At 73.0% G+C, this 25,046-nt stretch carries 12 protein-coding genes; 7 read left to right on the plus strand and 5 right to left on the minus strand.

The genetic code is table 11. From position 1 onward, the window contains the following. Positions 1–19: 19 nt before the first annotated feature. The 4 genes from C2L58_RS00490 to C2L58_RS00505 all read right to left on the minus strand — a co-directional run bounded on the left by C2L58_RS00490 (position 20) and on the right by C2L58_RS00505 (position 5,180). The gene (locus tag C2L58_RS00490; RefSeq protein ID WP_233225490.1) at positions 20–1,948 is read right to left on the minus strand and encodes a glycoside hydrolase family 44 protein; all 1,929 of its coding nucleotides are present in this window, start codon (positions 1,946–1,948) and stop codon (positions 20–22) included. A gap of 157 nt (positions 1,949–2,105) precedes the next feature. Continuing rightward, positions 2,106–2,816: a TetR/AcrR family transcriptional regulator gene (locus C2L58_RS00495; RefSeq protein ID WP_103334844.1), complete on the minus strand. Its 711-nt coding sequence runs from the start codon at positions 2,814–2,816 to the stop codon at positions 2,106–2,108. Next, entirely contained in the window at positions 2,800–4,059 is a 1,260-nt protein-coding gene (locus C2L58_RS00500; RefSeq protein WP_233225491.1) for an FAD-dependent monooxygenase, read from the minus strand. The genes C2L58_RS00495 and C2L58_RS00500 overlap by 17 nt, the downstream gene beginning before the upstream one ends. Before the next feature lie 344 nt (positions 4,060–4,403). Further along, entirely contained in the window at positions 4,404–5,180 is a 777-nt protein-coding gene (locus C2L58_RS00505) for a thioesterase II family protein (protein ID WP_199191030.1), read from the minus strand. A 222-nt stretch (positions 5,181–5,402) separates the two neighbouring features. On the opposite strand from C2L58_RS00505, the gene C2L58_RS00510 reads away from it, so the two are divergent. From C2L58_RS00510 to C2L58_RS00535, 6 genes are all read left to right on the plus strand, one after another. Next, positions 5,403–6,947, plus strand: a complete 1,545-nt coding sequence (locus C2L58_RS00510) for a PH domain-containing protein (protein WP_158264064.1) — start codon at positions 5,403–5,405, stop codon at positions 6,945–6,947. Further along, complete coding sequence (locus C2L58_RS00515; RefSeq protein ID WP_233225492.1) at positions 6,944–8,194, plus strand: sensor histidine kinase; 1,251 nt, start codon at positions 6,944–6,946, stop codon at positions 8,192–8,194. Before C2L58_RS00510 ends, C2L58_RS00515 begins: the two co-directional genes overlap by 4 nt. Next, positions 8,191–8,883 carry a response regulator gene (locus C2L58_RS00520; RefSeq protein WP_103334851.1) on the plus strand — a complete coding sequence of 231 codons (693 nt, stop codon included), beginning with the start codon at positions 8,191–8,193 and terminating at the stop codon, positions 8,881–8,883. Before C2L58_RS00515 ends, C2L58_RS00520 begins: the two co-directional genes overlap by 4 nt. Before the next feature lie 87 nt (positions 8,884–8,970). Further along, entirely contained in the window at positions 8,971–9,408 is a 438-nt protein-coding gene (locus C2L58_RS00525) for a hypothetical protein (RefSeq protein ID WP_146073508.1), read from the plus strand. Positions 9,409–9,857: 449 nt separating this feature from the next. After that, positions 9,858–10,646 (plus strand): NAD-dependent epimerase/dehydratase family protein, encoded by a 789-nt coding sequence (locus C2L58_RS00530; RefSeq protein WP_158264065.1) that lies wholly within the window; start codon positions 9,858–9,860, stop codon positions 10,644–10,646. 164 nt (positions 10,647–10,810) lie between these two features. Then, positions 10,811–22,972: a type I polyketide synthase gene (locus tag C2L58_RS00535; RefSeq protein ID WP_103334855.1), complete on the plus strand. Its 12,162-nt coding sequence runs from the start codon at positions 10,811–10,813 to the stop codon at positions 22,970–22,972. A gap of 188 nt (positions 22,973–23,160) precedes the next feature. Here C2L58_RS00535 and C2L58_RS00540 read toward each other — a convergent pair whose 3' ends face one another. After that, positions 23,161–23,484 (minus strand): hypothetical protein, encoded by a 324-nt coding sequence (locus C2L58_RS00540; protein ID WP_146073509.1) that lies wholly within the window; start codon positions 23,482–23,484, stop codon positions 23,161–23,163. Positions 23,485–23,746: 262 nt separating this feature from the next. Here C2L58_RS00540 and C2L58_RS00545 point away from each other — a divergent pair, with 262 nt between their 5' ends. Beyond that, a complete protein-coding gene (locus tag C2L58_RS00545) occupies positions 23,747–24,964 on the plus strand; it encodes a class I SAM-dependent methyltransferase (protein ID WP_103334859.1) in 1,218 nt (405 codons plus the stop codon). The last annotated feature ends 82 nt before the right edge of the window (positions 24,965–25,046 follow it).

Here is a 25,046-nt window from a genome sequence, read left to right on the forward strand (position 1 = left end):
CGTTGAGGGTCGGGTGTTCTCAGGCGGGTGTGCAGGTGAGTCTCGGTGGGGGTGCTGTCCCGCTCGCCTGGAACCCGAAGGTCGTGCTGCCGCCCGGGCCGATCGGGCCGTTCCACCCGGCGTCGCCGGCCACCACGCTCGCGCCGTTCTGCTTGAGGGTGGTGTTCCACGAGTTGGTGACCTGCTGGTCGCCGGGCCAGGTCCAGCCGACTCGCCAGCCGGTGATCGGCGTGCGGCGGTCGTTGGTGACCGTCACCGTCGCGACGTGGCCGGTGCCCCAGCCGCCGTTGACCTGGAGGCTCGCGGTGCACCCGGCCGGCGGCAGGACCAGCAGCGTGATGGAGTTCGCCGGGTAGGTCGCGTCGACCCGGCCGTTGGTCGCCGGGAGGTCGGCGCCGCGCACGATGGCGCCCAGGTCGGCCGGGCTGTAGGTGAACCGTTGTGCCGCACCGGCGTTGTCGAACCCGGCCACCGACAGCGGCGCGGTGAGGTCGCCGCCGGTCTTGTTGACGACCATCACGGTCAGCGCCTGGTCGGCGGACCGCTGGGCCGCGTACACCGCCAGCTGACCCTGGTCGGCGGCGGTCGCCGACACGCTGACGTCACCGAACCGGCTGCCCGCGCCGTCGTAGTTGCGGTACATCCGGAACGCGTACGCGCCCGGGTCGGTCGGCTTGGGCTCGCCCCACATCGTGGCGAGGTCGAGGCCCTCCCGGCCGAAGACGCCCAGGATGTCGGCCTCCGCCAGCGCGCCGTTGATGTCGTCCAGCGCGCCCCAGTTGTACTCGGTGATGGCGGTCTTCGTCCCGGGGTTGTACTGGGCGACCCACGACTTCATCGTGCGGATGAACTGCAGCGGCGGCGCGTTGACGCCGCCCGGGCCGATCCAGGACTCTTCGACGTAGGTCGGGTCCCACAGCGACCGGATGGACCGCAGCCGCAGCGCATTGGCCTCAGGTGTCTTGTCGCCGCTGATCTGCGGGTAGAAGTGCTGGTCGAAGTAGTCGAGGTAACGCTTGCCGCCGTGGGCGTCGCTGTAGTCCTTCATGTTCTTCAGGTACCACTGGGACAGGTTGAGCCCGCCGTGCGCGGCCGAATCGGCACCCGGTCCGCAACCGTCCACTCCGGACGCGACCCACTCGCAGTAGCCCCAGCCGGACGGACCGAGCACCGCCGCGCTGGGATCGGCGGCCTTGATCGCCGCGGCGGCCGCGGTGCCCTTGCCGCCCAGTTCGTCGTCCGAGACCGGCTGGGGGTGCACGTCCCGGTGCGTGCTGGACCAGAGCACCGGCTCGTTGTCGAGTTCGTAGATCGGCACGCCACCCCGGTCCGCCGTGCCGAACCGGTCCACCAGGTGCGACACCATCTCGCCGTCGAACGCCGCGTCCGCCGGGACCGAGGTGTCGGTGGGAACGCCGGTCAGGTTCTGCTGGCCGAGCTGACCGTTGCCGCAGTTGGGGTCCCACTGGTCGAAGCTGTCCTGCTGCGGGAACCGGGTCGCCGGGAACCCGCAGGCGAACGGGTGGGACGACGGCGAGTCCTTGGCCACCCACCCGCTGAGGGGCACGGTGACGACCGGCTTGATGCCGCGGCCGAGGTTGGCCCCGACCATGCCTTCGACGGTGTGTTCCTGGTCGGCGACGATGTTTTCGAAGTACCAGTCGCTGCCGGTGTTGTAGGTGTGGTTCTTGAAGTTGTAGCGGCTGGAGGCGTTGCCGCCCCAGCGCGCGACCGTCTGGCCGATTTCGGCGTTGAACGCCGGATCGCCGCCGTTGAGGCCGTAGATGCCGGGGCTGATCGGGTGCCGGGCGGCGGACACGTCCACCGACAGGCTGAGCTCGGCGGCGGACGCCGGCGGTGCGGCGATGGCCTGGGCGGTCAGCACCGCGGCCAGCACGCAGCCGCTCGCCGTTCCGGACCTGAGGTGGTGTCGTCGTCGAGCACCCATGAGGAAACTCCTGCCGCCGGCTTGTGGGAGCGCTCCCATACGCTACCGGCCGCGGCCCGGTCGTCAATCGGCCGATGGGCGGTCGTCGCCGATTCGGCGCGCTGACCTGGTGCGGCGCGCGGTGAAAATTTCCGGTGCCGGCGGCGGGAGAGCGTGTTCAGCCGGCGGAGACCGGCGCGGAGATCAGCTCGAGCGCCGTCTCCCGCGCCTCGGCGAGGGCTTGGCTGCCTTCGGCGGCGGTGGCCCGGACCTGCGCCGGGGTCGCGCGCTCCGGGCCGAGCAACGCGGTGACCGACTTGGCGAGGACCTGTTCCGGGACCACGGGCTCCGGCCGGAACCGGCTCGGTACGGGGGCCGCCATGAACCCGGTGAGCAGGGCGTGGAGGGCCAGCGCCTGCTCGGCCAGTGGCCAGTCGGTCCGGGCGAGCGCGTGCCGGCGCCAGATCGGCAGCACGCCGGACATCATCGCGTCCGGGCTCAGGGTTTCCAGGAGTTTCGCCGCACGCGGGTCTTCGGTGAGCGCGCCGAGGAGGCCGTCGTCGCCGCGGCGCAGGGCGTCGACGAACGGGTGCCGGGCCGCGGTGGTCAGCATGCGGGGGATGAGCCGGGACGGCCGGGCGAGGTCGGAGTCGGCGGTGACCGCTTCGGTGACGGCGTCCGCGAGGCCGATGAAGTCGCGGCTGATCAGGCCGAGCAGGAGATCTTCCTTCGTCTTCCAGTAGAGGTAGACGGTGCCCTTGCCGATGTGGGCGCGGGTGGCGACGTCGGAGATGGTGACGCCCTTGCTGCCGCGGGCGAGCAGCAGTTCACCCGCGGCGGCGAGGATGCGCGCCGCCTTGGGCGAGCTGTGTTCAGGCAGGTCCGGCAACGCTGGTCCTTCCGGGTGGGGTGGCGTCGAGTACCCCGCCGACGATATCGGCATTCTTGAACTTCTCGATGTCCTCCACGCGCAGCACGCGTTCGAGCAGGCGCCCGCCGAGCCGGGTCTTGGCCAGTTTCGGGAGCACCCGGCGGAACACGACCTCCGGCCGGCTGTCGGCCATGAAGATCTTGCGGTCGCTGAACGCGCTGTCCTGGTAGTGGTCGATGTAGGGGCGCAGGGCGCGTTCCCATTCGGTGAGGGCGGTTTCGACGTCGTCGTGGCGCTCGAGCATGGTGCCGAGCAGGTCGGCGCCGGTCAGCCCGGACGAGACGCCCATGCCCGCGTAGAGCGTGACGCACCAGGCGGAGTCGCCGACCAGGACGACACGCCCGCGGTGCCACCGCGGCATCCGCACCTGCTCGACGGAGTCGAAGAGGACGTTGCCGGCCGACTCCAGGTGGTCGATGACGTCGCCGAGCGTGCTACCCAGTGGTTGCGGGCCGAAGGCGGCGCGGACGCGCTGGGCGGGCGTGGCGGTGAACTCGGCGTCGACGTCGCCGGTGCGGTAGGTCAGCATGATCGTGGGGTTGTGGTCGGTGAAGGCGAAGACCCACATCGACCGGCCGGGCTCGAGCAGCGTCGCGCCCTGCCCGGGGGCGAGGCCGGCCGGGGTGCCGTCGTATTCGAAGGCCACGACGATGTAGCCGAGCCGGCGCAGGTGGTCATCGTGGGGGCCGAACACCAGTGACCGCACGGTCGAGCGCAGCCCGTCGGCGCCGACCACGAGGTCGAACCGCTCGGTGACCTCGGTGCCGGTCACGGTGTTCCGCAGGGTGACGTCGACCCCGGTGGCGTCCTGCTCGATCGCGGTGGGCACGGTGGAGTAGCGGATCTCGACGTCGCCGGGCAGGACCTCGAAGGCGGCCTGTTCGGCGTCGCCGCGCAACATCAGCCACGGCTTGCCGGGCAGGTCGCCGAAGCCCGCGCCCGGCCGGTGGCGCCCGCTCCGGTCGAGGTTCACCGGCGGCTGCGGGCTGCCGCGGTCGTGCAGGTGCGCACCGAGGCCCAGGCGGGTGGCCGCCGCCTTGCCCGCCCCGAACAGGGCGACGAAGTAGCCGCCGGAGCGACGCCCCGGCGCGCGTTCGACCAGCACGGGCGTCCAGCCCGCGGCCCGCAACCGCGCCGCGGTGGCGATCCCGCTGACGCCCATTCCTACGACCAGTACCCGGCGTGTGGTGTTGTCGTCCATGACTCAACCATACTGACCAGATCGGTCAGCTGGTCAGTCAGTGGCGTGGGTCACAGTCGTCGAGGGTGCGGTTCGCGGATCGTCGAGGGGGTCATGAATGTCCACATAGGACGCTTCGGCGCCGGAGAAGCGCGCTGGCGCGGCAATCCAGCTGGGGGTGTCTGTTTTGCCGCACCAGCGCTGGTATCCCTAAGGGATGGCATGGTGCTCCGGATGCCGGGCCGGGTACTCCCGCGCTCGGCGCGTCCCATTGAAGCCCAGTGCCCGGTCGCGTGCCTAGGTGGCAACGGTCTTGACCGAGGCCGCCGATGGTCAGGCGTTCGCGCCGTCAAGACGACCTGTGGCTATTTCGCGGTATTCGAAAGATCCCGCGGGCGTGCGGTCAGCGTCCGCGAGATCACGTCCAGGACGCGCGGCGCGTGCTCGTCGAGGTAGAAGTGCCCACCGGGGTAGGTGTGCAGGGTGAAGTCCGCCGTCGTGTGGCCGGCCCAGGCTCGGGCCTCCGCCACGGTCGCCTTCGGGTCCGATTCGCCGACCAGCGCGTGGATCGGGCAGTGCAGCGGCGGTCCCGGCTCGTAGCGGTACGTCTCCGCGGCCCGGTAGTCGCTGCGCAGGGCGGGCAGTGCCGTCGCCAGCAGTTCCTCGTCGTCGAGCAGGTGCGCGTTCGTGCCGCTGAGCGACTTGATCTCGGCGACGAACTCGGCGTCGCCGAGCAGGTGGTACCGCTCGTCCCGGTGGCAGGACGGCGCCCGGCGACCCGAGGCGAACAGGGCCAGCGGGGCGACACCCGCGCTCTCCAGCCGAAGCGCGACCTCGAAGCCCAGCGTCGCGCCCATGCTGTGGCCGAAGATCGCCAGCGGCACATCCGTGTGGGGCAGCAAGTTGGCGGTCACCGCGTCGGCGAGCTCACCGATGCTCGACACGCTCGGCTCGCGCCTGCGGTCCTGGCGTCCGGGGTACTGCACGGCGAGCACGCCGACCCGCGGCGCGAGTGCACGGGAGACCGGGAAGAAGTAGCTCGCCGAGCCGCCGGCGTAGGGCAGGCAGACCAGGTTGACCGGCACGTCGGGGATCGGGTGGTAGCGCCGGATCCACGGCTGCGCCTCCGGGGTGTCGGCCACGGACGTCACTCTCCTGCGGTCGGGGTACGAGGAATGTCCCGGACTTTCCTGTGCTGCCGGGCCCACCGGCAACCCTGGGCCCGGGACCGGGGCGAAACCCCTAGTCTTTCGCGTCGCTTTCCTTCCCGCTCGGCGATTCCCGTGCGTGTTCCGGCGGTTACAGCGAGATCGGCCGGTTTGCTATCGTCGAGCCCAGTGATCACTGGGGAGGGGCGTGACGGGATGCCAGAACGCCCGGCCGACGCCGGCGCCGGCTGGCGGCGGCTGAGCCTCCGGACGCTCGGCGTCCACCTGAAATGGCTCGTGCCGCCGGCCGCCTCGCTGGGCGCGTACGCGTTGTGGACCGGCGGCGAGCTCGAGGTCGCGTCGCTGTACAAGCTCGGGATGGTCAGCGTCGCCTTCGCCGCGGTCACGGTGTACGAGGTCGTTCAGCTGCTCACCACCCACTTCCGGGTGACCGGCGAGGTGTTCGAGCTGCGCAAGGGCTTGGTGCTGCGCCGGCACCGCTCGATCCGGCGCGACCGCGTGCGCCGGGTCGACCTGACCGCCGGGCCCGCGCAGCAGCTGTTCGCGCTCGTCATCGTGCGCATCGGCACCGGCAGCGGGCCGCAGGGCAAGGACCACGAAGTCACGCTGTCGGCGCTGTCGAAGCGGGACGCGCTCGCCCTGCAGGCGGAACTGCTCGCGGGCGCCGGTACGGCGGCGGAGGATGACCCGGCCGAGGACGGCACGATCGCCGCGCTGCGGTGGTCGTGGATCCGCTACGCGCCGCTCACCATGTGGGGCGGGCTCGCGATCGTCGGGCTCGTCGCGCTCGCGACCCGGGTGGCGGACTGGTTCGGCCTGAGCCTCGACGGGGTTTTCCGGTGGCTGGCCCGGTTCTTCCAGGAGGCTTCGCCCGTCCAGGTGATCCTTTCCTTCGGGGCCGTCTTCGCCGTCCTCAGCGCGCTGAGCAGCCTGCTGCTGTTCTGCGAGCAGTGGTGGCGCTACCGCTTCGAGATCGAGGGGCGCTACACCTACCGGGTTCGCCGCGGTCTCCTCACGACCCGGCAGATCGCGATCGACCGGCGGCGCGTCCGCGGGGTCGAGGTGACGCAACCGTTGCCGCTGCGGCTGTTCGGGGCCGGCCGGGTCGAGGTGCTCGCGACCGGCCTCGGCGCCTCGGACGACGACTACACGGGCATGCAGGTGGTCACCCCCGCCGTGCCGCGCGGGGAAGCCGACCGGATCGCGGCGGCGATCGCGGAACAGTCGCCGTCGCCGACGGCGGCCACGCGGCTGCGGCCGCACCCGCCCGCCGCGCTGCGGCGCCGGCTGCTTCGCGCGGTCCTGGCCGCGCTCGTGCCGGCCGCCGTGCTCGCGGTGCTCGGCTGGACCTTCGCCCCGGCCGTGCTGCCCAGCGTGGGGATCGTCGCGGCCGCCGGCGTCGTGCTCGGGGTCCTGCTCGGTGTCGACGCCTACCGGGCCCTCGGCCACGACGTCTCCGGCGACTACCTGGTCACCCGGTACGGGACGCTGCGGCGGCACACCGTGGCCCTGCGCCGCGACGGCGTGATCGGGTGGCGGATCTCGCGCTCCCCGGGCCAGCGCCTGTCCGGGCTGGTCACCGTCAGCGCCGTGACCGCGGCGGGCAAGGGCGGTGCGTACCAGGTGCGTGACGTCCGGCTTCCGGACGGCGTGGCGTTCGCGGGCGAGGCCGTCCCCGGGCTGCTGGCGCCCTTCGTGGCCGCTGGGCAGGCCCCCGAACCCGAACCCGCACGCCGGTGAGCGCGGAACGGGCCGCCGGGCGCGGACCGGAGTACCCGGCGATGCTCCCGGCGACACTCGAGGCGACCGCGCACCCCGGCGGCGGCCGGGCGCGCCGCTCGCTGCGCGACTGGCTGACCGACGGGCTGTGCGTGCTGTGCGCCTTGATCATGGGCCTGCTGTCGCTGTGGGTGCGGGACCCGGACGTGGTCCCCTCGATCTCGTTGCCGCTCAGCTTGGCCGTCTCGATCGCCGCCTGCCTCTCGCTGTGGTTCCGGCGGCGGTGGCCGGTGCAGCTGGCGCTCGTGCTCATGGTGCTGTCGGTCTGGTTCGTGCACGCGTCGGGGGCGAGCGCGATCGCGCTGTTCACCGTCGCCGTGCACCGCAAGACGGCCACCGTGATCCCGTTGCTCGTGCTGGGCGTGCTGTCCCCGCTCGTGCAGTTCCGGATCTACCGCCTGGAGCCGGACACGCCGCTCGTGTACTGGATGGCCGTCGGCATCGCGGCGACGCTCAGCGTGCTCGCCGTGTTGTGGGGGATGGGCGTCCGGGCGCGGCGGCAGCTCGTGGTGTCGCTGGCGGAACGCGCGGAGCGGGCCGAGGCGGAACAGGAACTGCGCGTCAGCCAGGGCAGGCTGCGCGAGCGGGAACGCATCGCCCGGGAGATGCACGACGTGCTGGCGCACCGGCTCTCGCTGCTGAGCATGCACGCGGGCGCGCTGGAGTTCCGGCCGGACGCGCCGCCGGAGGAGATCAGCCAGGCGGCCGGAGTCATCCGGTCCAGCGCGTACCAGGCGCTGGTCGACCTCCAGGGCGTCATCCACGTGCTGCGGCAGGCGGAACCGGAAGAGGAAGGCCCGCAGCCGACCATGGCCGACGTGCCGGTGCTGGTCGAGGAGGCGCGCGCGGTCGGCACCGAGGTCGAGTTCGACGACGCGGTCACCGGGCTCGACGGCGTTCCGGCGCTGCTGGGCCGGACCACCTACCGCATCGTCCAGGAGGGCCTGACGAACGCGCGCAAGCACGCGCCGGGCGCCGTCGTGCACCTGGCGATCCACGGGTCGCCGGAGCAGGGGGTGGAGATCTCCATGCGCAACGCGCTGAGCGGGTCCGGCGCCCGGCCGACGAATTCGGGGCCGCTGCCGGGCTCGGGGGTGGGGCTGACCGGGCTGCGTGAACGGACCAGCCTCGCCGGTGGGCGCTTCGAGCACGGCCGCACCATGGCCGGGGAGTTCCGCATCCGGGCTTGGCTACCCTGGCCGTCATGAGCCAGCCGCAGAACCCGCCGGTCCGGGTGCTGATCGTCGACGACGACCCCCTGGTCCGCAGCGGGTTGCGGACGATGCTCGGCGGCGTCGCCGACCTGGAGATCGTCGGCGAGGCGGCCGACGGCGGCGAGGTGCCCGGCGCCGTCGCCGAGACCGCGCCCGACGTGGTCCTGATGGACATCCGCATGCCCGGGACGAACGGTCTCGTCGCCACCGAGCGGCTCCGCGCGGACAAGCCCGGGATCGAGGTCATCGTGCTGACCACACTGGACAGCGACGACCACGTGCTCCGCGCGTTGCGGGCCGGCGCCGGCGGCTTCCTGCTCAAGCACACCCCGCCGGCGGAGATCGTGGCCGCCATCCGGCGGGTCGCGGCCGGCGACCCGATCCTTTCGCCGAGCGTCATCCGGCAGCTCATCAACCACGTCACCGACGAGACCGAGACGGCGGAATCCGCCCGGCAGCGGATGGCGTCGGCGGCGCTGGACGGACTGTCCCATCGCGAACGTCAGGTCGCGTACGCCATCGGGGAGGGAAAGACCAACGCCGCGATCGCCAAGGAGCTCTACATGAGCCTGCCGACGGTGAAGGCGCACGTCACGCGCCTGCTCGGCAAGCTCGGGCTGAACAACCGGGTGCAGATCGCGCTGCTCGCGCACGACGCCGGGCAACACCGACCAAAGTCGTAGCCGGTCCACGCACGGCTAGACCTTGGACAGGCCGTGCTAGCCGATCGAGTGCTGTTCGAGCCGGCCTGGCCGATTCAGACTGTGGCCATGACCGAAGGCAATTTGAACCGACTGCTCGCGAAGGATGAGTACTACGGCGCGACAGCCGCCGACTTGCAGGCCATGGGTCTGGCCGACAAGGCCAAGGCAGCGATCAACCAGCGCGCGATCTTCCCCCACCGGGGCACGGCGACGCTGTACGCCGACCGGCTCGTGCTCGGCAGCTGGGACGACAACGGCGACGTCACGCTGTACCCACGCGAGATCAGTGCGATCACGAACGAGTTCACCGACCTGTACGGCCGGTTCCTCGGCGGCGGCCTGAAGAAGGCCGGCGCTCCGGTGATCCTGCGCCGGACCAGCGGCGAGGAGGCGTACCTGCTCCTCAACCACCGCTGGTTCAGCGAACGCACCGACAACCAGCGGTGGTACCGGTTGCTCACCGACTGGCTCGCCTCCGCGAACTCGCCCCGGACCGGCCGGTAAGCAGCCGAAGACCCGTGCCGGGCACTCCTCCGCCGCTCCACCGGCGGCCGCCCGGCGCCCACCCGTCGACGTGGCCGCCGGGCACGAGGGGGACCGCCGATCCGGTGGTCCCCCTCGTGCGTCGCGCCGGTCCCCGTCCCGGTTCCGGGCGGCCGCCCGGTTTCCGATCGTCTAGTCATTCTCGTAGGTCTCTTTGACACGCAGCGCGAAGCCCAGTGAGACTCGGTCGGGTCACCGATCGAACGATGCCGCCGTGGCGTGGCGCGGGCATCGTGGATGCCGGTACGGCACGGGCTCGTCGTCGTCGCCGGTCGTGACGCCTACCGTCGATGTCGGAAATGCGTTGCCGCGGAACGGTTTCACGCCGCTTCCGCGAAGGTTCGGGTGTCGGCGGAGCCACCAGCCCGCCCCGCCACCGCGTCGGGGCGACCGACGAAACGGATTGGCCTGTGGAGATCATCGGAGACGGCTTCCTCTCGCGTCACCTCACCCGCTCGTTCGCCGATCGCTACCCCGACGTCACGGCCATCGCGGCGGGCGTCACCAAGACCACGTCCGCGACACTGGCGGACTTCGACCGCGAAGCCGCGCTGGTCTACGACGTCGTGCGCCACGCACGGCGGTCCGGCCGCACGGTCGTGTTCTTTTCCACCGCCTCGGACTCGATGTACGGGACGCTCGACTGCCCGGGACTGGTGGAAGGCCCGGTGTACCCGGTTTCCGCCTACGGCAGGCACAAGCTCGGGCTGGAGGAGATCCTCGCCCGGTCGGGTGTCGAGTACCTCGCGTTCCGGCTGACCCACATCGTCGGCGAGGGACAGCGGGCGCACCAGCTCATCCCGTCGCTCGGGCGGCAGGTCCTCGAGGGTTCGGTGACCGTGCACCGCAACGCCCACCGCGACCTGCTCGACGTGGAACACCTGCTGCTGGCCCTGGACCGGGTGCTCGCGACCGGGGTCCGGCAGGAGGTGATCAACGTCGCCTCCGGGGTGCTGGAGCCGATCGAGCGGATCGTCGACGGCATCGAGGAACGGTTCGGTGTGGTGGCGAACCGGGTCACGGTGGACGTGCCGGTGGTGAGCATGCCCACGAACACCGCCCGGTTGCGCCGGCTGGTCCCGGAGTGGGCCGGGCTGGGCTTCGGCGCCGGCTACCTGCCCCGGCTGCTGGACAAGTACCTCGACGTGCTGTGCGCGCGGGCGGCCGTCCCGGCGCGCACACCCCAGACGCTGGGCTGATCCGGCCAAAAGCAGGCCGCCCCCCAGCGGTAAGCAACCGTTGCCACGAAGGCCATCCGGCCGTGGCTGTGGTCGGATCAGCCCAGAACGGCACAGTAGGAGTTTGCTTAGTCCTCGATCGCGGGCAAGCGGCCGGGCGGTGCAGCTGCCGGATACTCGCCGCCATGGGTACCACCGTGTCTGACGGTTCTCCCGGCGACGGCCGGGACGAGGATTTCCTCGCCGTGGTCGGCTTGTCGTGCCGCCTCCCCGGTGCGGCCGGCCCGGCGGCGTTCTGGCGGTTGCTCACCGGCGGTGTCGACGCGGTGGGCACCGTGCCGCCGTGGCGGTGGGGCCCCGGCGCGGCACCGGACGACGCCGGCGGCGTCCCGCTGCGCGCGGGCGGGTTCATCGACGACGCCGACCGGTTCGATGCCGCGTTCTTCGGCATCTCCTCGCGCGAGGCCGTCGCCATGGATCCGCGGCAGCGGCTCACGCTCGAACTGGGCTGGGAAGCGCTCGAGGACGCCCGCATCGTGCCCGCCACCGTGCGCGGCACGTCCGCGGGCGTGTTCGTCGGCGCCATCGCCGACGACTACGCGACCGTGACCCAGCGCCACGGCGCCGGCGCCCTCACCCACTACAGCCTCGCCGGGCTGCACCGCGGGCTCATCGCCAACCGGCTCTCCCACGCGCTCGGCGTGACCGGGCCCAGCTTGACCGTCGACACGGCACAGTCGTCGTCGCTGGTGGCGGTGCACCTCGCCGCGGAAAGCCTGCGCCGGGGCGAGTCGGAACTGGCCGTCGCCGGTGGCGTGCACCTGAACCTGACGCCGGAGAGCGCGCTGACGCTCGAACGGTTCGGCGGCCTGTCGCCGGATGGCCGGTGCCACACGTTCGACGCGCGCGCGAACGGTTTCGTCCGCGGCGAGGGCGGTGGGTTCGTGGTGCTGAAGACGTTGCGCCGCGCGCGTCAGGACGGCGACCGGATCTACTGCGTGCTGCGCGGCAGCGCGATGAACCACGACGGCGACGACGCGGACCTCGTGGTCCCGAGCGCGGCGGCGCAGGAACGGGTGATCCGGGCCGCCGTCCGGCGGGCGGCCGTCGAACCCGCGGCCCTGCAGTACGTCGAGCTGCACGGAACCGGGACGCGGACCGGCGATCCGATCGAGGCGGCCGCGCTGGGCGCCGCGCTCGGCGAGTACGGGGACGCACCGCTGCGGGTCGGTTCGGTCAAGACGAACATCGGGCACCTGGAGGGTGCCGCCGGGATCGCCGGGCTGCTCAAGACCGTGCTGTGCGTGCACCACCGGAAACTGGTGCCCAGCCTGCACTTCGAGACACCCAACCCGGACATTCCCTGGGACACCGCGAACATCGAGGTGCAGCGCGGGACCGAGCCGTGGCCGGGCGGGGAACGCGCGCTCGTCGCCGGCGTCAGTTCCTTCGGTGTCGGCGGGGCGAACTGCCACGTCGTGCTGGCCGAACCCGACGCAGCCGAGCCCGCGGCCGCCGGGGACGGCTTCTCCGCGGCCGTGCCGTGGGTGTGGTCGGCACGCACTCCGGGCGCGCTGCGGGAGCAGGCGGTCCGGCTGGGCGCTTACGCGGACTCCGCCGAAGCCCGCGCGGTCGACATCGGCTTCTCGCTCGCGGTCACCCGCTCGGCGTTCGAGCACCGCGCCGCCGTCGTGGGAGCCGGCCGCGCGGAGCTGGCCGCCGCCGTGCGCGGCATCGGGCAGGGCGGTGCGTCCGGGATCCACGGCGTCGCGGACGTCACCGGCCCGACGGTGTTCGTGTTTCCCGGTCAGGGCGCACAATGGGCCGGGATGGCCGTGGAACTGCTCGGCGCCGCGCCGGTGTTCGCGGCCCGGATGGCGGAGTGCGCGGACGCGTTCGGCGAGCTCGTCGACTGGTCGCTGTGGGACGCGCTCGCCGACCCCGAGTTGCTCGAGCGGGTCGACGTGGTGCAGCCGGTGTCGTTCGCGGTGATGGTGTCCCTGGCCGCGCTGTGGGAGTCGTGCGGGATCCGCCCGGCCGCGGTCGTCGGGCACTCGCAGGGCGAGATCGCCGCGGCCTGCGTGTCGGGAGCGCTGTCGCTGCGCGCCGCGGCGAGGGTCGTGGTGCTGCGCAGCCGGGTGATCGGCGAGCGGCTCGCCGGCAGCGGCGGAATGGCTTCGATCGGCCTGTCCGAACGCCAGGTGGCGGACCGGATCGCCGGGTACGGGACGCGGATCACGGTGGCGGTGGTCAACGGCCCGTCGTCGGTCGTCGTCGCGGGCGAGCCGGCGGCGCTGGACGAACTGGTCGCGAGCTGCGAGGCCGACGGCGTCCGCGCGAAGCGGGTTCCGGTGGACTACGCCTCGCATTCGGTGCACGTCGAGCAGATCGAGGAGAGCTTGTCGGCCGAGCTGGGCGCGCTCGAGCCGCGGGTGCCGAAGGTGCCGTGGCTGTCCACGGTGACCGGCGAGTGGATCGAAACGGCCACTGTGGACGCCCGGTACTGGTACGCGAACCTGCGGCAGCCGGTGCGGTTCGAGGCGGCCATCCGCACGCTCGCCACCGCCGGGTACGCGGCGTTCGTCGAGGTGAGCTCGCACCCGGTGTTGCCGGCGGGCCTGCAGGAGACGCTCGACGACGCCGGCGCGGGCCCGTCGGTGGTCGTCGGCACGCTGCGGCGCGACGACGGCGGTCTCACGCGTTTCCTCACCTCGCTGGCGGAACTGCACGTGCGCGGGGTCGAGCCCGACTGGGCCGCGGTCTTCTCAGGTGGCGCGCCCCGGCGGGTCGACCTGCCGACGTACGCCTTCCAGCGCAAGCGGTACTGGCACGGCGACGCCGCCGAGGACGACGTCCCGGTCACGCCGTCGCTCGACCCGCTCGACGTCGTCCGCGCGCACGCCGCCGCGGTGCTGGGGCACGGTGATCCGGCCGCGATCGAACCGGCGGCCACGTTCAAGGAAGCCGGCTTCGACTCCGTGATGTCGGTCGAGCTGCGCAACCGCCTCGGCACGGCCACCGGGCTCTCGCTGCCCTCGGGCCTGCTCTTCGACCGGCCGACGCCGCGTGCGGTGGCCGAGCACCTGGCCGAGCGGCTCGCGGCCGCACCGGCCGAGGCGCGCGTGACCACGACCGGCACCAGGACCGGCGTGGCGCCGGACGAGCCGATCGCCATCGTCGGCATGGGCTGCCGGTTCCCCGGCGACGTGCGCTCGCCCGAGCAGCTGTGGCGCCTCGTCGCGGACGAGGTGGACGCGATCGGCACGTTCCCCGAGGACCGCGGCTGGGACCTGCGCAAGCTGCGCGCCGCGGGCGACCGCCGGGGGAGCTCGGCCACCGACCAGGGTGGTTTCCTCTACGACGCGGCCGAGTTCGACGCGGCGTTCTTCGGCATCTCGCCGCGCGAGGCCACGGCCATGGACCCGCAGCAGCGTCTGCTGCTCGAGACCTCGTGGGAGGCGGTCGAACGCGCGGGCATCGATCCGTCGTCGCTGCGGGGCAGCGACACCGGGGTGTTCGTCGGTGCCATGTCCCAGGAGTACGGCCCGCGGCTGTCCGAAGGCGCCGAAGGGTTCGAGGGCCACCTGCTCACCGGCAACACCGCGAGCGTGGCGTCCGGCCGGCTCGCCTACACCCTCGGGCTGCACGGTCCGGCGCTCACCGTGGACACCGCGTGCTCGTCGTCGCTCGTGGCGCTGCACTCGGCCGTGCGGTCACTGCGAGCCGGGGAGTGCGGGCTCGCGCTCGCCGGCGGGGCCACGGTGCTTTCCTCGCCCGGCATCTTCGTCGAGTTCAGCAGGCAGCAGGGCCTGGCGGAGGACGGCCGGTGCCGGGCGTTCGCCGAAGGCGCCCGCGGTACCGGCTGGGCCGAGGGCGTCGGCGTGCTGCTGCTGGAGCGGCTCTCCGACGCGCGGCGGGCCGGGCACCCGGTGCTCGCCGTCGTGCGGGGCTCCGCGGTCAACTCGGACGGGGCGTCGAACGGGCTCACCGCGCCGAGCGGTCCGGCGCAGCAGCGCGTCATCCGCGCCGCGCTCGCGGACGCGGGCCTCGAACCCCAGGACGTCGACTCCGTCGAGGCACACGGCACTGGTACGACGCTCGGCGACCCGATCGAGGCGGCGGCGCTGCAGGCGACGTACGGCCGGCACCGGCCCGCCGACCGGCCGCTCTGGCTCGGCTCGCTGAAGTCGAACATCGGGCACGCGCAGGCCGCGGCCGGCGTCGGCGGCGTGATCAAGATGGTGCAGGCCATGCGGAACGCGACGCTGCCGCGCACGCTGCACGCCGACGAGCCGTCGAGCCGGATCGACTGGAGCGCGGGAACGGTCCGGCTGCTCAGCGAGGCGCGCGCGTGGCCCGCGGGCGACCGGCCCCGGCGCGCGGCGGTGTCCTCGTTCGGCATCAGCGGGACCAACGCGCACGTCGTGCTCGAACAGGCCGGAGAACAAGCCGAGGAGCCGGCGCGGGGGACCGGGAGCGAGCCGGTGCTGCCATGGGTCCTTTCCGGACGCGGCGTGGACGCGCTGCGGGCGCAGGCCGGACGCCTGGTCTCGCGCGTGTCCTCGATGGACGATCCGCGTGCGGTCGATCTCGCCTACTCGCTGGCGACCACGCGATTCGCCGCCGAACACCGGGTCGTCGCGATCGGCGCGGGGTGCGAGGAAGCCCTGGCCGCGCTGCGGGAGTTCGCCGACGGCGTGGTGCCCGCCGGGCTCGTCGAAGGAACCGCGAACGTGGCCGGCCGCACGGTTTTCGTGTTCCCCGGCCAGGGTGCGCAGTGGGCCGGGATGGCGCTCGAGCTGCTGGACACCGCGCCGGTCTTCGCCGGGAAGATGGCCGAATGCGCGGCCGCGCTGAGCGAGTTCGCCGACTGGTCGCTGTTCGACGCGCTCCACGACGAGACGATGCCGGCCCGGGTCGACGTCGTGCAGCCGGTCTCGTTCGCCGTGATGGTCTCGCTGGCGGCGCTGTGGCAGGCCACCGGGATCGAGCCGGACGCGGTCGTCGGCCACTCGCAGGGCGAGATCGCCGCCGCCTGCGTGTCCGGCGCACTGTCGCTGCGCGACGCCGCGGCGGTGGTCACCCTGCGGAGCAAGGCGATCCGCGACGAGCTGGCCGGACACGGCGGCATGGTCTCGGTTTCGCTGTCCGCGTCCGGTACCGAGCGCCTGATCGAGGACTGGGCGGGCCGGATCGGCATCGCGGTGTTCAACGGTCCCTCGGCCACGGTCGTCGCCGGTGAGCCCGCCGCGCTGGACGAGCTGCTGGCCCGCTGCGCGGCCGAGGAGATCAGGGCGCGCCGGGTTCCGGTGGACTACGCCTCGCACAGCGGCTACGTCGAAACCCTCCGGCAGAGGCTGCACGACGAGCTCGCGTTCATCGAGCCGGCCGCGGCGCGGGTGCCGTTCCTGTCGACGGTGACCGGGGAATGGACGGACACGACCACGCTGGACGCGGGGTACTGGTACGACAACCTGCGTCGTCCCGTGCAGTTCGAGACCGCGACCAGGGCTCTCGCGGCGCAGGGCTTCCGCGTCTTCGTCGAGAGCAGCCCGCACCCGGTGCTCGGCATGGCGGTGCAGGAGACGGTCGACGAGCTCGGCGCGGGTCCCACGGTCGTCGTGGGAACGTTGCGGCGCAACGAGGGCGGGCTCCGCCGCTTCTCCACCTCACTGGCCGAGTTGTACGTGCGGGGGGTGACGCCGGACTGGTCCGCGGTGTTCGGCGAACACCGGCCGCGCCGGGTGGACCTGCCGACGTACGCGTTCCAGCGCCGGCGCTACTGGCTGCCGCCGGAGCAGCCGGCGACGGCCGGCGCCGACCCGGTGGAGCAGCGGTTCTGGACCGCGGTCGAACGCTCCGACGTCGGGGAACTGGCGAAAACGCTCTCGGTGGACGAGGACGAGGTGCGCCCGCTGGTGCCCGCGCTGTCGGCGTGGCGCAGCCGCCGCACCGCCGAAACCGTCGCCGACTCCCTGCGCTACCGGATCGAATGGGAACCCGTCCGGCCCGAGGGCGCCGGGTTGTCCGGCGACTGGTTCGTCGTCACGCCCGCCGAGGGGCTGGACGTGCTCGACGACGTCGTGGCCGCGCTCGAAGCGGGCGGAGCGCGCACGACCGTCGTGCGCGTGCCGGACACCGCCGACCGCACGTGGTTCGAGGAGTCCTTGCGCGACTGCGCTTCCGCGGCCGGCGTGGTCTCGCTGCTCGCGATGGACGAGCGGCCGCACGCCCGCTTCGGCGTGTTCACCGCCGGGCTGGCGGCGACGGTGGAGCTGACCGCGGCGTGGGGCGGCCTCCCGTCGGCCGCGCCACTGTGGACACTGACCCGCGCGGCCGTGACCACGGGCCGCAGCGACCGGCTGACGAGCCCGGAACAGGCGGCGGTGTGGGGCTTCGGCCGGACCGCGGCGTTGGAGTACCCGCGCCACTGGGGTGGCTTGCTGGACCTGCCGCCGGTGCTGGACGGCCGGGCCGCGGCCCGGCTGCGCGCCGCGCTGGCCGGCTTCGACGGCGAGGACCAGCTGGCCCTGCGGTCGTCCGGGTTGTTCGCGCGACGGCTGGTGCCCGCACCCGTCGGAGACGCGGCGCCGGCGACGCGGTGGCAGCCCGGCGGGACCGTTCTGGTGACGGGCGGCACGGGCGGGCTCGGCGGGCACCTCGCCCGCTGGCTCGCCGGCGCGGGCGCCGGGCACATCGTGCTCACCGGGCGGCGCGGCGCCGACGCGCCCGGCGCGGCCGAACTGCGCGACGAGCTCACCGCCGCGGGAGCGCGGATCACCATCGCGGCCTGCGACGTGACCGACGCCGGCGCGCTCGGCGCGTTGCTGGCCGGACTCGCCGCCGAAGGCGAACCCGTGCGCACGGTCGTGCACGCGGCGGGGATCGCGCCGCTGACGCCGATCGGCGAGCTCACCGTCGCCGAGGTCGCCGAAGTCGCCGAGGCCAAGGTCGCGGGCGTGCGCACCCTCGACGCGCTGCTCGGCCACACCGAGCTCGACACCGTCGTGCTGTTCTCGTCGATCTCCGCGACGTGGGGTGTCGGCGAGCACGCCGCGTACGCCTCGGCCAACGCGTTCCTCGACGCGTTCGCCGAGCAGCGCCGCGCGCAGGGCCTGCCGGTGCTCTCGGTCGCGTGGGGACCGTGGGCGGGCGGCGGCATGATCGCCGAACACCAGCAAGACGTGCTGCGTCGCCGCGGGGTGCCGGTCCTCGACCCGGAACCCGCGCTCGCCGGCTTGCGGCAGGCGCTGGACCAGCGGGACACCGTGATCGCGATCGCGGAGCTCGACCGGGCGCGCTTCGTGTCGACGTTCACGTCGGTGCGGCCGAGCCCGCTGCTGGCCCGGCTGGGCGGTCCGGACGACGAGGGCACGGCGCGGTCCGAGGCCGCCGGTGCCGACGAGCCCTCGCTGGCGCGCCGGCTGGCGCAGCTGCGCGAGGACGAGGCGGAGCGGGCGGTCACCGAGCTGGTGCGGGCCCACACCGCCCGGGCCCTCGGCCACGAGGACCCGTCGGCGCTGGAGCTCGACCGGGCGTTCAAGGACCTCGGCTTCGACTCGCTGACGTCGGTCGAGCTGCGGAACCGGCTCGGCGCGGCGACCGGGCTCTCGTTGCCCGCCACGCTGGTCTTCGACCACCCCACGCCCGCCTCGCTGGCGGGCCACCTGCTCGCGCGGGCGCGCGGCGCCGAAGCCGGTGCCGGGCCGCGCGTGACCACCACGGCGGCGCCGGTGGCGGGCGACGAGATCGCGATCGTCGCGGCGAGCTGCCGGCTGCCCGGCGGGATCGGCTCGCCCGAACAGCTTTGGGAGCTGCTGGCCCGCGGCGGGGACGTGATGTCCGGCCTGCCGGCCGACCGCGGCTGGGATCCGGGCGTCTACGACCCGGATCCGGACCGGCCCGGCACCAGCTACACCCGGACCGGCGGCTTCCTGCACGACAGCGGCGACTTCGACGCGGAGTTCTTCGGCATGTCCCCGCGGGAGGCGCTGGCCACCGATCCCCAGCAACGGCTGCTGCTCGAGCTCACCTGGGAAGCAGTGGAACGCGCCGGGCTGCCGCCCGAGTCGTTGCGCGGCAGCCGGACCGGCGTCTACGTCGGGGTGACCGACCAGTACTACGGCGATCCGAACCGGAACGACGCCGAGCGCGACGAGGGCTACCTGGTCACCGGCGACGTGGCGAGCGTCGCCTCCGGCCGGATCGCCTACGTCTTCGGCCTCGAAGGCCCCGCGGTCACCCTCGACACGGCGTGCTCGTCGTCGCTGGCGGCCCTGCACCTGGCGGCGAACGCGCTGCGCTCCGGCGAATGCTCGCTCGCGGTCGCCGCCGGCGCGATGGTGATGGCCACCCCGTCGCAGTTCATCGCCTTCAGCCGGCAGCGCGGGCTCGCCGAGGACGGTCGCTGCAAGCCGTTTTCCGCGCGGGCGGACGGTTTCGCCCTCGCCGAGGGAGCGGCCGTCGTCCTGGTCGAGCGGCTCTCCGACGCACGGCGCCTCGGCCACCCGGTGCTCGCGGTCGTGCGCGGCTCGGCGATGAACTCCGACGGCGCCAGCAACGGGCTCACCGCCCCGAACGGGCGGGCGCAGCAGCGGGTGATCCGGGACGCGCTGGCCGCGGCCGGGCTCGAACCGTCCGAAGTGGACGCCGTCGAGGCGCACGGGACCGGCACCACGCTCGGAGACCCGATCGAAGCGAACGCGCTGCTGGCGACCTACGGCGAGGAGGATCGGGACGAGCCGCTGTGGCTCGGATCGGTCAAGGCCAACGTCGGCCACACCCAAACCGTGTCCGGCCTCGTCGGCGTGCTCAAGATGATCGAGGCGATGCGCCGCGGTGTGCTGCCGCGCAGCCCGTACGCCGAGGAGCCGACACCGCACGTGGACTGGTCCGCCGGCACGGTCGCGCTGCTCGCGGAGGAACGCCCGTGGCCCGATCGCGGCCGGGCCCGCCGGTCCGGGGTTTCGGCGTTCGGGATCAGTGGCACCAACGTGCACGTGATCCTCGAGCAGCCGCCCGCCGAGGCTGAGCGGGACGCGGCGAGCGAGCCGGTGCCCGGATCGCCCGGGACCGTGCCGCTGGTGTTGTCGGGCCGCACCGATGCCGCGTTGCGGGCCCAGGCGGCGAGCCTGCTGGCCGCCGTCGGCGCGGACCCGCACCCACTCGAAGACCTCGCGTTTTCGCTCGCCACCACGCGATCGGCGTTCGAACACCGCGCCGTGGTGCCGGCCGCCGACCACGACACCGCGGCGCGGGGCCTCGCGGCGCTGGCCGGGGGAACGACGGCGCCGGGCGTGGTCACGGGCTTCGCCGGCACCGGCCGGACCGCGTGGCTGTTCTCCGGGCAGGGCGCGCAGCATGCCGGGATGGGCAAGCGGCTCTACGAGACCTACGAAGTGTTCGCCGACGCGGTCGACGCGGCTTGCGCTCGGTTCGACGCCGCGCTGAACGGCGCCGGCGGCGGCCTCGCGGAACGCCCGCTGCGGGACGTCATGTTCGCCGGCGAGGGGACCGCCGACGCCGCGCTGCTCGACAGCACCGCCTACACGCAGCCCGCGCTGTTCACGGTCGAGGTCGCGCTGTACCGGCTACTCGAATCGTGGGGGCTCACCCCCGACTTCGTCGTCGGCCATTCGATCGGCGAGCTCGCCGCCGCGCACGTGGCCGGGGTGTTCTCGCTCGACGACGCGTGCACGCTGGTCGCCGCCCGCGGCCGGCTGATGCAGTCGCTGCCCGAGGGCGGCGCCATGGTGGCGATCGAGGCCACGGCGGCCGAAGTCGAGCCGCTGCTGCCCGGATCGGTGTCCCTCGCCGCCGTGAACGGCCCGACGTCGGTCGTGGTGTCCGGCGACGAGGACGCCGTGGCGGCACTGGCCGGCCGGTTCGCCGCCGACGGCCGGCGGACCAAGCGGCTGCGGACGAGCCACGCCTTCCACTCGCCGCGGATGGACGCCATGCTCGACGAGTTCGGCCGGGTGGCCGCCGGACTCGGCTACGGCGAGCTCCGGCTGCCGATCATCTCCACGGTCACCGGCGAGCTCGCCGACCCGGCGCTGCTGCGCACGCCCGGGTACTGGACCGGGCAGGTCCGGGCGACGGTCCGGTTCGCCGACGCCGTCGGGCAGCTGGCCGGCCTCGGCGTGACGCGATTCCTCGAGGCCGGGCCGGCCGGGGTGCTGACCGCGCTCGCCGCCGAGACGGTCGATCGCGAGTCGGCCGTCCTCGTGGCGGCGTCGCGCGCGGACCGCGACGAGGTGGCCGCCCTGCACGACGCGGTGGCCGCGCTGCACGTCGCGGGCTGTTCGCCCGACTGGCGACGCTGGTTCGCGGCGCGTCCGGTGCGCCGGGTCCCGCTGCCGACCTACGCCTTCCAGCGCCGGCGGTACTGGCTCCGCCCGTCTCGGCGTCGCCAGGAGGCCACGGTCGGCTCCTGGACGTACGGCATCGAGTGGCGGCCCGTGCCCGACACCGGTTCCCCCGCCGTCGAAGGAACCTGGCTGGCCGTGCTGCCGTCGGGCGGGAACGCCCTGGCCCATCGCCTGCTGTCCGGCCTTCGCGCCGAGGGGGTCGCGGTGGTCCCGCTGCGGGCGGACCAGCTCGGTGAGGTCGCCGCCATCGTGGCGGAGCAGCGCTTCTCGGGTGTGCTCTCGCTGCTGGCGCTGGACGGGCGCGACGATCCGCGCTGTGCCCCGCTGAGCCGCGGCCTGGCCGACACGGTGACGTTGCTCGGCGCGCTCGACGAGGCACCTCCCGTGTGGTGCGTGACCTCTTCCGCCGTCGCGACGATCGACGGGGAGCCGATCGGCGACGCCGCCCAGGGTGCGGTCTGGGGCCTCGGCGCGGTGCTGGGCCTGGAGCGGCCGAAGCAGTGGGGCGGCCTGATCGACGTCCCGTCCGATGTGGACGATCTGGCGATCAAGCGGGTGCTCGCCGTCCTGGCCGGCGGCCACGGCGAGGACCAGGTCGCCGTCCGAGCGTCGGGGACCAGTGCCCGCCGGCTGGTCCGCACGCCCATCGGCCCCGGGGGCCCGGCCGGCTGGCGGCCCCGCGGTGCGGTGCTGGTCACCGGCGGCACCGGAGCGTTGGGCGCCAGGGTCGCGCGGTGGCTCGCCGAGGAGGGCGCGGAGCACCTCGTGCTCGTCAGCCGCCGCGGCGAAGAAGCCCCGGGAGCGGCTGAACTGGCGGCGGAGCTCGCCGGGTACGGCGCGGGCGTCACGATCCTCGGCTGCGACGTCGGCGATCAGGAGGCGTTCTCGGCGCTGCTGGCGTCGCTTCCGGACCGGTTGCCCGAGGGAACCCGCGTGACCGCCGTCGTGCACACGGCGGGTGTCGCGCAGGAACCCCGGCCGCTGGAGCAGCTGTCGCTCACCGACTTCGCCGAGATCGCCCGGGCGAAGCTCGGCGGCGCGCGGGTGCTCGACGAGTTCTTCGCCGACGAGCCGCTGGACGCGTTCGTGCTGTTCTCCTCGGTCGCCGCGGTGTGGGGCAACCACGGCTCCGCCGCGTACGCCGGCGCGAACGGGTTCCTCGACGCCCTCGCCCAGCAGCGAAGGGCGCGCGGCCTCGCCGCGACCTCGATCGCCTGGGGCGCCTGGGGTGGCGGCGGCATGGTCGACGGGGAGACCGCGGAACTGCACCGGCGCCGGGGCGTTCCGGTGATGGCGCCGGACACCGCGGTCGGCGTGCTCGGCAGCGCCGTTCGCGGCGACCGCGCGCAAGTGGTCTGCGCCGACGTCGACTGGGCCACGTTCGTCCCCGCCTACACCATGGCGAGGTCGCGGCCGCTGCTGAACGAGCTGCCCGAGGCCGTGGTGGCCCCCGCGGAACCGGCCGCCGCGCCGGCGGAAGCGGGCGGCCCGCCCGCGTTCGTGACAAAGCTGCTCGACGCGCACGCGGAGGACCGGCTGCCCGCCGCGCTGGACCTGGTGCGGGCCGCCACCGCGCGGGTGCTCGGGCACGACGACATCCGGGCGGCCAAGCCGTTCAAGGAACTCGGCGTCGACTCGCTCACCGGTGTCGAGCTGCGTGACGAGCTGAGCGCGGCGATCGGGGTGAGCCTGCCCGCGACGATCGTGTTCGACCAGCCGACGCCCCGCGCGCTGGCCGAGCACCTCTGCGAGCGCGTGCTCGCGGAATACGCGTCGGCGGCTCCGCTGTACGCCCAGCTGGAACAGCTGGAACGGGCGCTGGACCGCACTCCGCCGCCGGAGGAGGTCCGGGCGCGCCTGCGCGAGCTGGTCCAGCGGTGGGGCGCGGATTCGCCCTCCGGCGTGCCCGCCGATATCGACGAAGCCACCGACGACGAGATCTTCGACCTCATCGAACAGGAATTGGGGGCCGACTAGGGGGAACGTGGTGGCGAAAACGCGGTTGCGCGGTCGAGTTCCGGGATGCGGAACGCGGCGGCGCAATTCGTGCGCGCCTTAAAACTCGATGCCGGGAAAAATGTTGCCAGGGCACGGCTGAGGGCCGCGGACGAGACGTCACGCGGCCCTCAGGAAAATTCTGCCGTGGTTAACCCGGGTGTGGGTGTTCAGACCCCTTTCTTTTGCTTGCGCTCGGCGCCGATGATCACCACGATCGCGATGATCAGCAGCAGGCCGCCGATGCCGAAGAGGGTGAACTGGGTGGTCTCACCGTCCTTGAACAGCACCTTGGCCTCGAGGAACGCGGCGAGGCCGAGCGCCAGCAGCGCGTAGCCGCGGGCGAGGCCCTTGTTCGCGGCTGAGGACTTGGGCGACTTCTTCGTGACCGAAACCGCGCCGACGGAGCCCGCGAGCGCCCACAGGAAAATCAGGGCCAGCACGATGCCGCCGCCCACTCCCGCGATTAGTTGCCAACTCTCCAGGTTTGCCATGGAACCTTCCCCGAATGTCCTGACCGGTGTTACCTAGGGGGGTGACATTACCAGAGTGAGTGCGCTTGTGGTCGATCAGTCACGGGCGTGCCGGAATGTGACGCCCGCCGCGCCGAAATGCCACTGGGGGGCGCGCCCGGAGCACCCGGAGATCTCGCCCATGATGGCGCCGGCCCGCCCGCGCCGGCCTCGTGGCCAAGTACACCTAGGGGCATCCTTAGAACACGTTGAGCGCCGGAACAGCGGGCTTTACGTTGAGGACATGCCTGAATGTCGTACCTGCGGCGGCGCCCTCACCGAAGTCTACGACTTCGGTCGCCAGCCTTTGTCTGATGCCTTCCTCGAGCCCGACAAGCTCGAGGGAGAGTTCTTCTACCGGCTCGCCGTCGGCATGTGCGGTGCCTGCACGATGGTCCAGCTGATGGAAGAAGTCCCCCGGGACCGGATGTTCCACGAGGACTACCCGTACTACTCCTCCGGTTCCGAGGTGATGCGCAAGCACTTCGAGCACACCGCCCAGGGCTTCCTCGACACCGAACTGAGCGGGCCGGACCCGTTCATCGTCGAGGTCGGCAGCAACGACGGCGTGATGCTCAAGGCGATCGCCGACGCCGGCGTGAAGCACCTCGGCGTCGACCCCTCCGGCGCGGTCACCGAGCGCGCGCGCAGCAAGGGGATCCGCACGCGCACCGCCTTCTTCGAGGAGTCCGAGGCGCTCGACATCGTCGCGGCCGAGGGCAACGCCGACGTCATCTTCGCGGCGAACACGATCTGCCACATCCCGTACCTCGACTCCATCTTCCGCGGCGTGGCCGCGCTGCTGAAGCCGAACGGCATCTTCGTGTTCGAGGACCCCTACCTCGGCGACATCGTCGAGCGCGCGTCGTTCGACCAGATCTACGACGAGCACTTCTACCTGTTCACCGCGCGCGCGGTGCGCAACATGGCCCGCCGGTTCGGCCTGGAGCTCGTCGACGTCGAACACTTCGGCGTCCACGGCGGCGAAGTCCGGTACACGATCGCCAAGCAGGGCGCCCGCGAGCCGAAGGCCGCCGTCGAGGCGCTGCTGGCCGAGGAGGACGCGCGGGGGCTCGCGCAGCTGTCGACCCTCGAGGAGTTCGGCAACCGCGTCACGGCCATCAAGGACGACCTCGTCGCCCTGCTGACCAAGCTGCGCGACGAGGGCAAGCGGGTGGTCGCCTACGGCGCCACCGCCAAGAGCGCGACCGTGGCGAACCTGTGCGGGCTCGGCCCGGACCTCGTCTCGTTCGTCTGCGACAGCACGCCGCAGAAGCAGAACCGGCTCACCCCGGGCAGCCACATCCCGGTCCGCGGCCCGGAGGCGTTCCGCGACCCCTACCCCGACTACGCGCTGCTGTTCGCGTGGAACCACGCCGACGAGATCCTCGCCAAGGAGAAGGAGTTCCGCCAGAACGGCGGCAAGTGGATCCTCTACGTGCCGGACGTCCACACCGTCTGACGAACCCCGTCCCCGCCCGCGCCGGCGGGGTGACCGGAGAACACCGGTCGCCCCGGCGGCGCTTTTTTTCAGCGTTCCAGCG

The organism is Amycolatopsis sp. CA-126428, assembly GCF_002904335.1.
In the GTDB taxonomy this organism is placed as follows: Bacteria; Actinomycetota; Actinomycetes; order Mycobacteriales; family Pseudonocardiaceae; genus Amycolatopsis.

What these genes read in the sequence shown, in the direction of transcription:
- C2L58_RS00490 (WP_233225490.1), bottom strand. Translation starts at nt 1,948, where the DNA reads ATGGGTGCTCGACGACGACACCACCTCAGGTCCGGAACGGCGAGCGGC.
- C2L58_RS00500 (WP_233225491.1), bottom strand. Translation starts at nt 4,059, where the DNA reads ATGGACGACAACACCACACGCCGGGTACTGGTCGTAGGAATGGGCGTC.
- C2L58_RS00510 (WP_158264064.1), top strand. Translation starts at nt 5,403, where the DNA reads ATGCCAGAACGCCCGGCCGACGCCGGCGCCGGCTGGCGGCGGCTGAGC.
- C2L58_RS00520 (WP_103334851.1), top strand. Translation starts at nt 8,191, where the DNA reads ATGAGCCAGCCGCAGAACCCGCCGGTCCGGGTGCTGATCGTCGACGAC.
- C2L58_RS00525 (WP_146073508.1), top strand. Translation starts at nt 8,971, where the DNA reads ATGACCGAAGGCAATTTGAACCGACTGCTCGCGAAGGATGAGTACTAC.
- C2L58_RS00535 (WP_103334855.1), top strand. Translation starts at nt 10,811, where the DNA reads ATGGGTACCACCGTGTCTGACGGTTCTCCCGGCGACGGCCGGGACGAG.
- C2L58_RS00540 (WP_146073509.1), bottom strand. Translation starts at nt 23,484, where the DNA reads ATGGCAAACCTGGAGAGTTGGCAACTAATCGCGGGAGTGGGCGGCGGC.
- C2L58_RS00545 (WP_103334859.1), top strand. Translation starts at nt 23,747, where the DNA reads ATGCCTGAATGTCGTACCTGCGGCGGCGCCCTCACCGAAGTCTACGAC.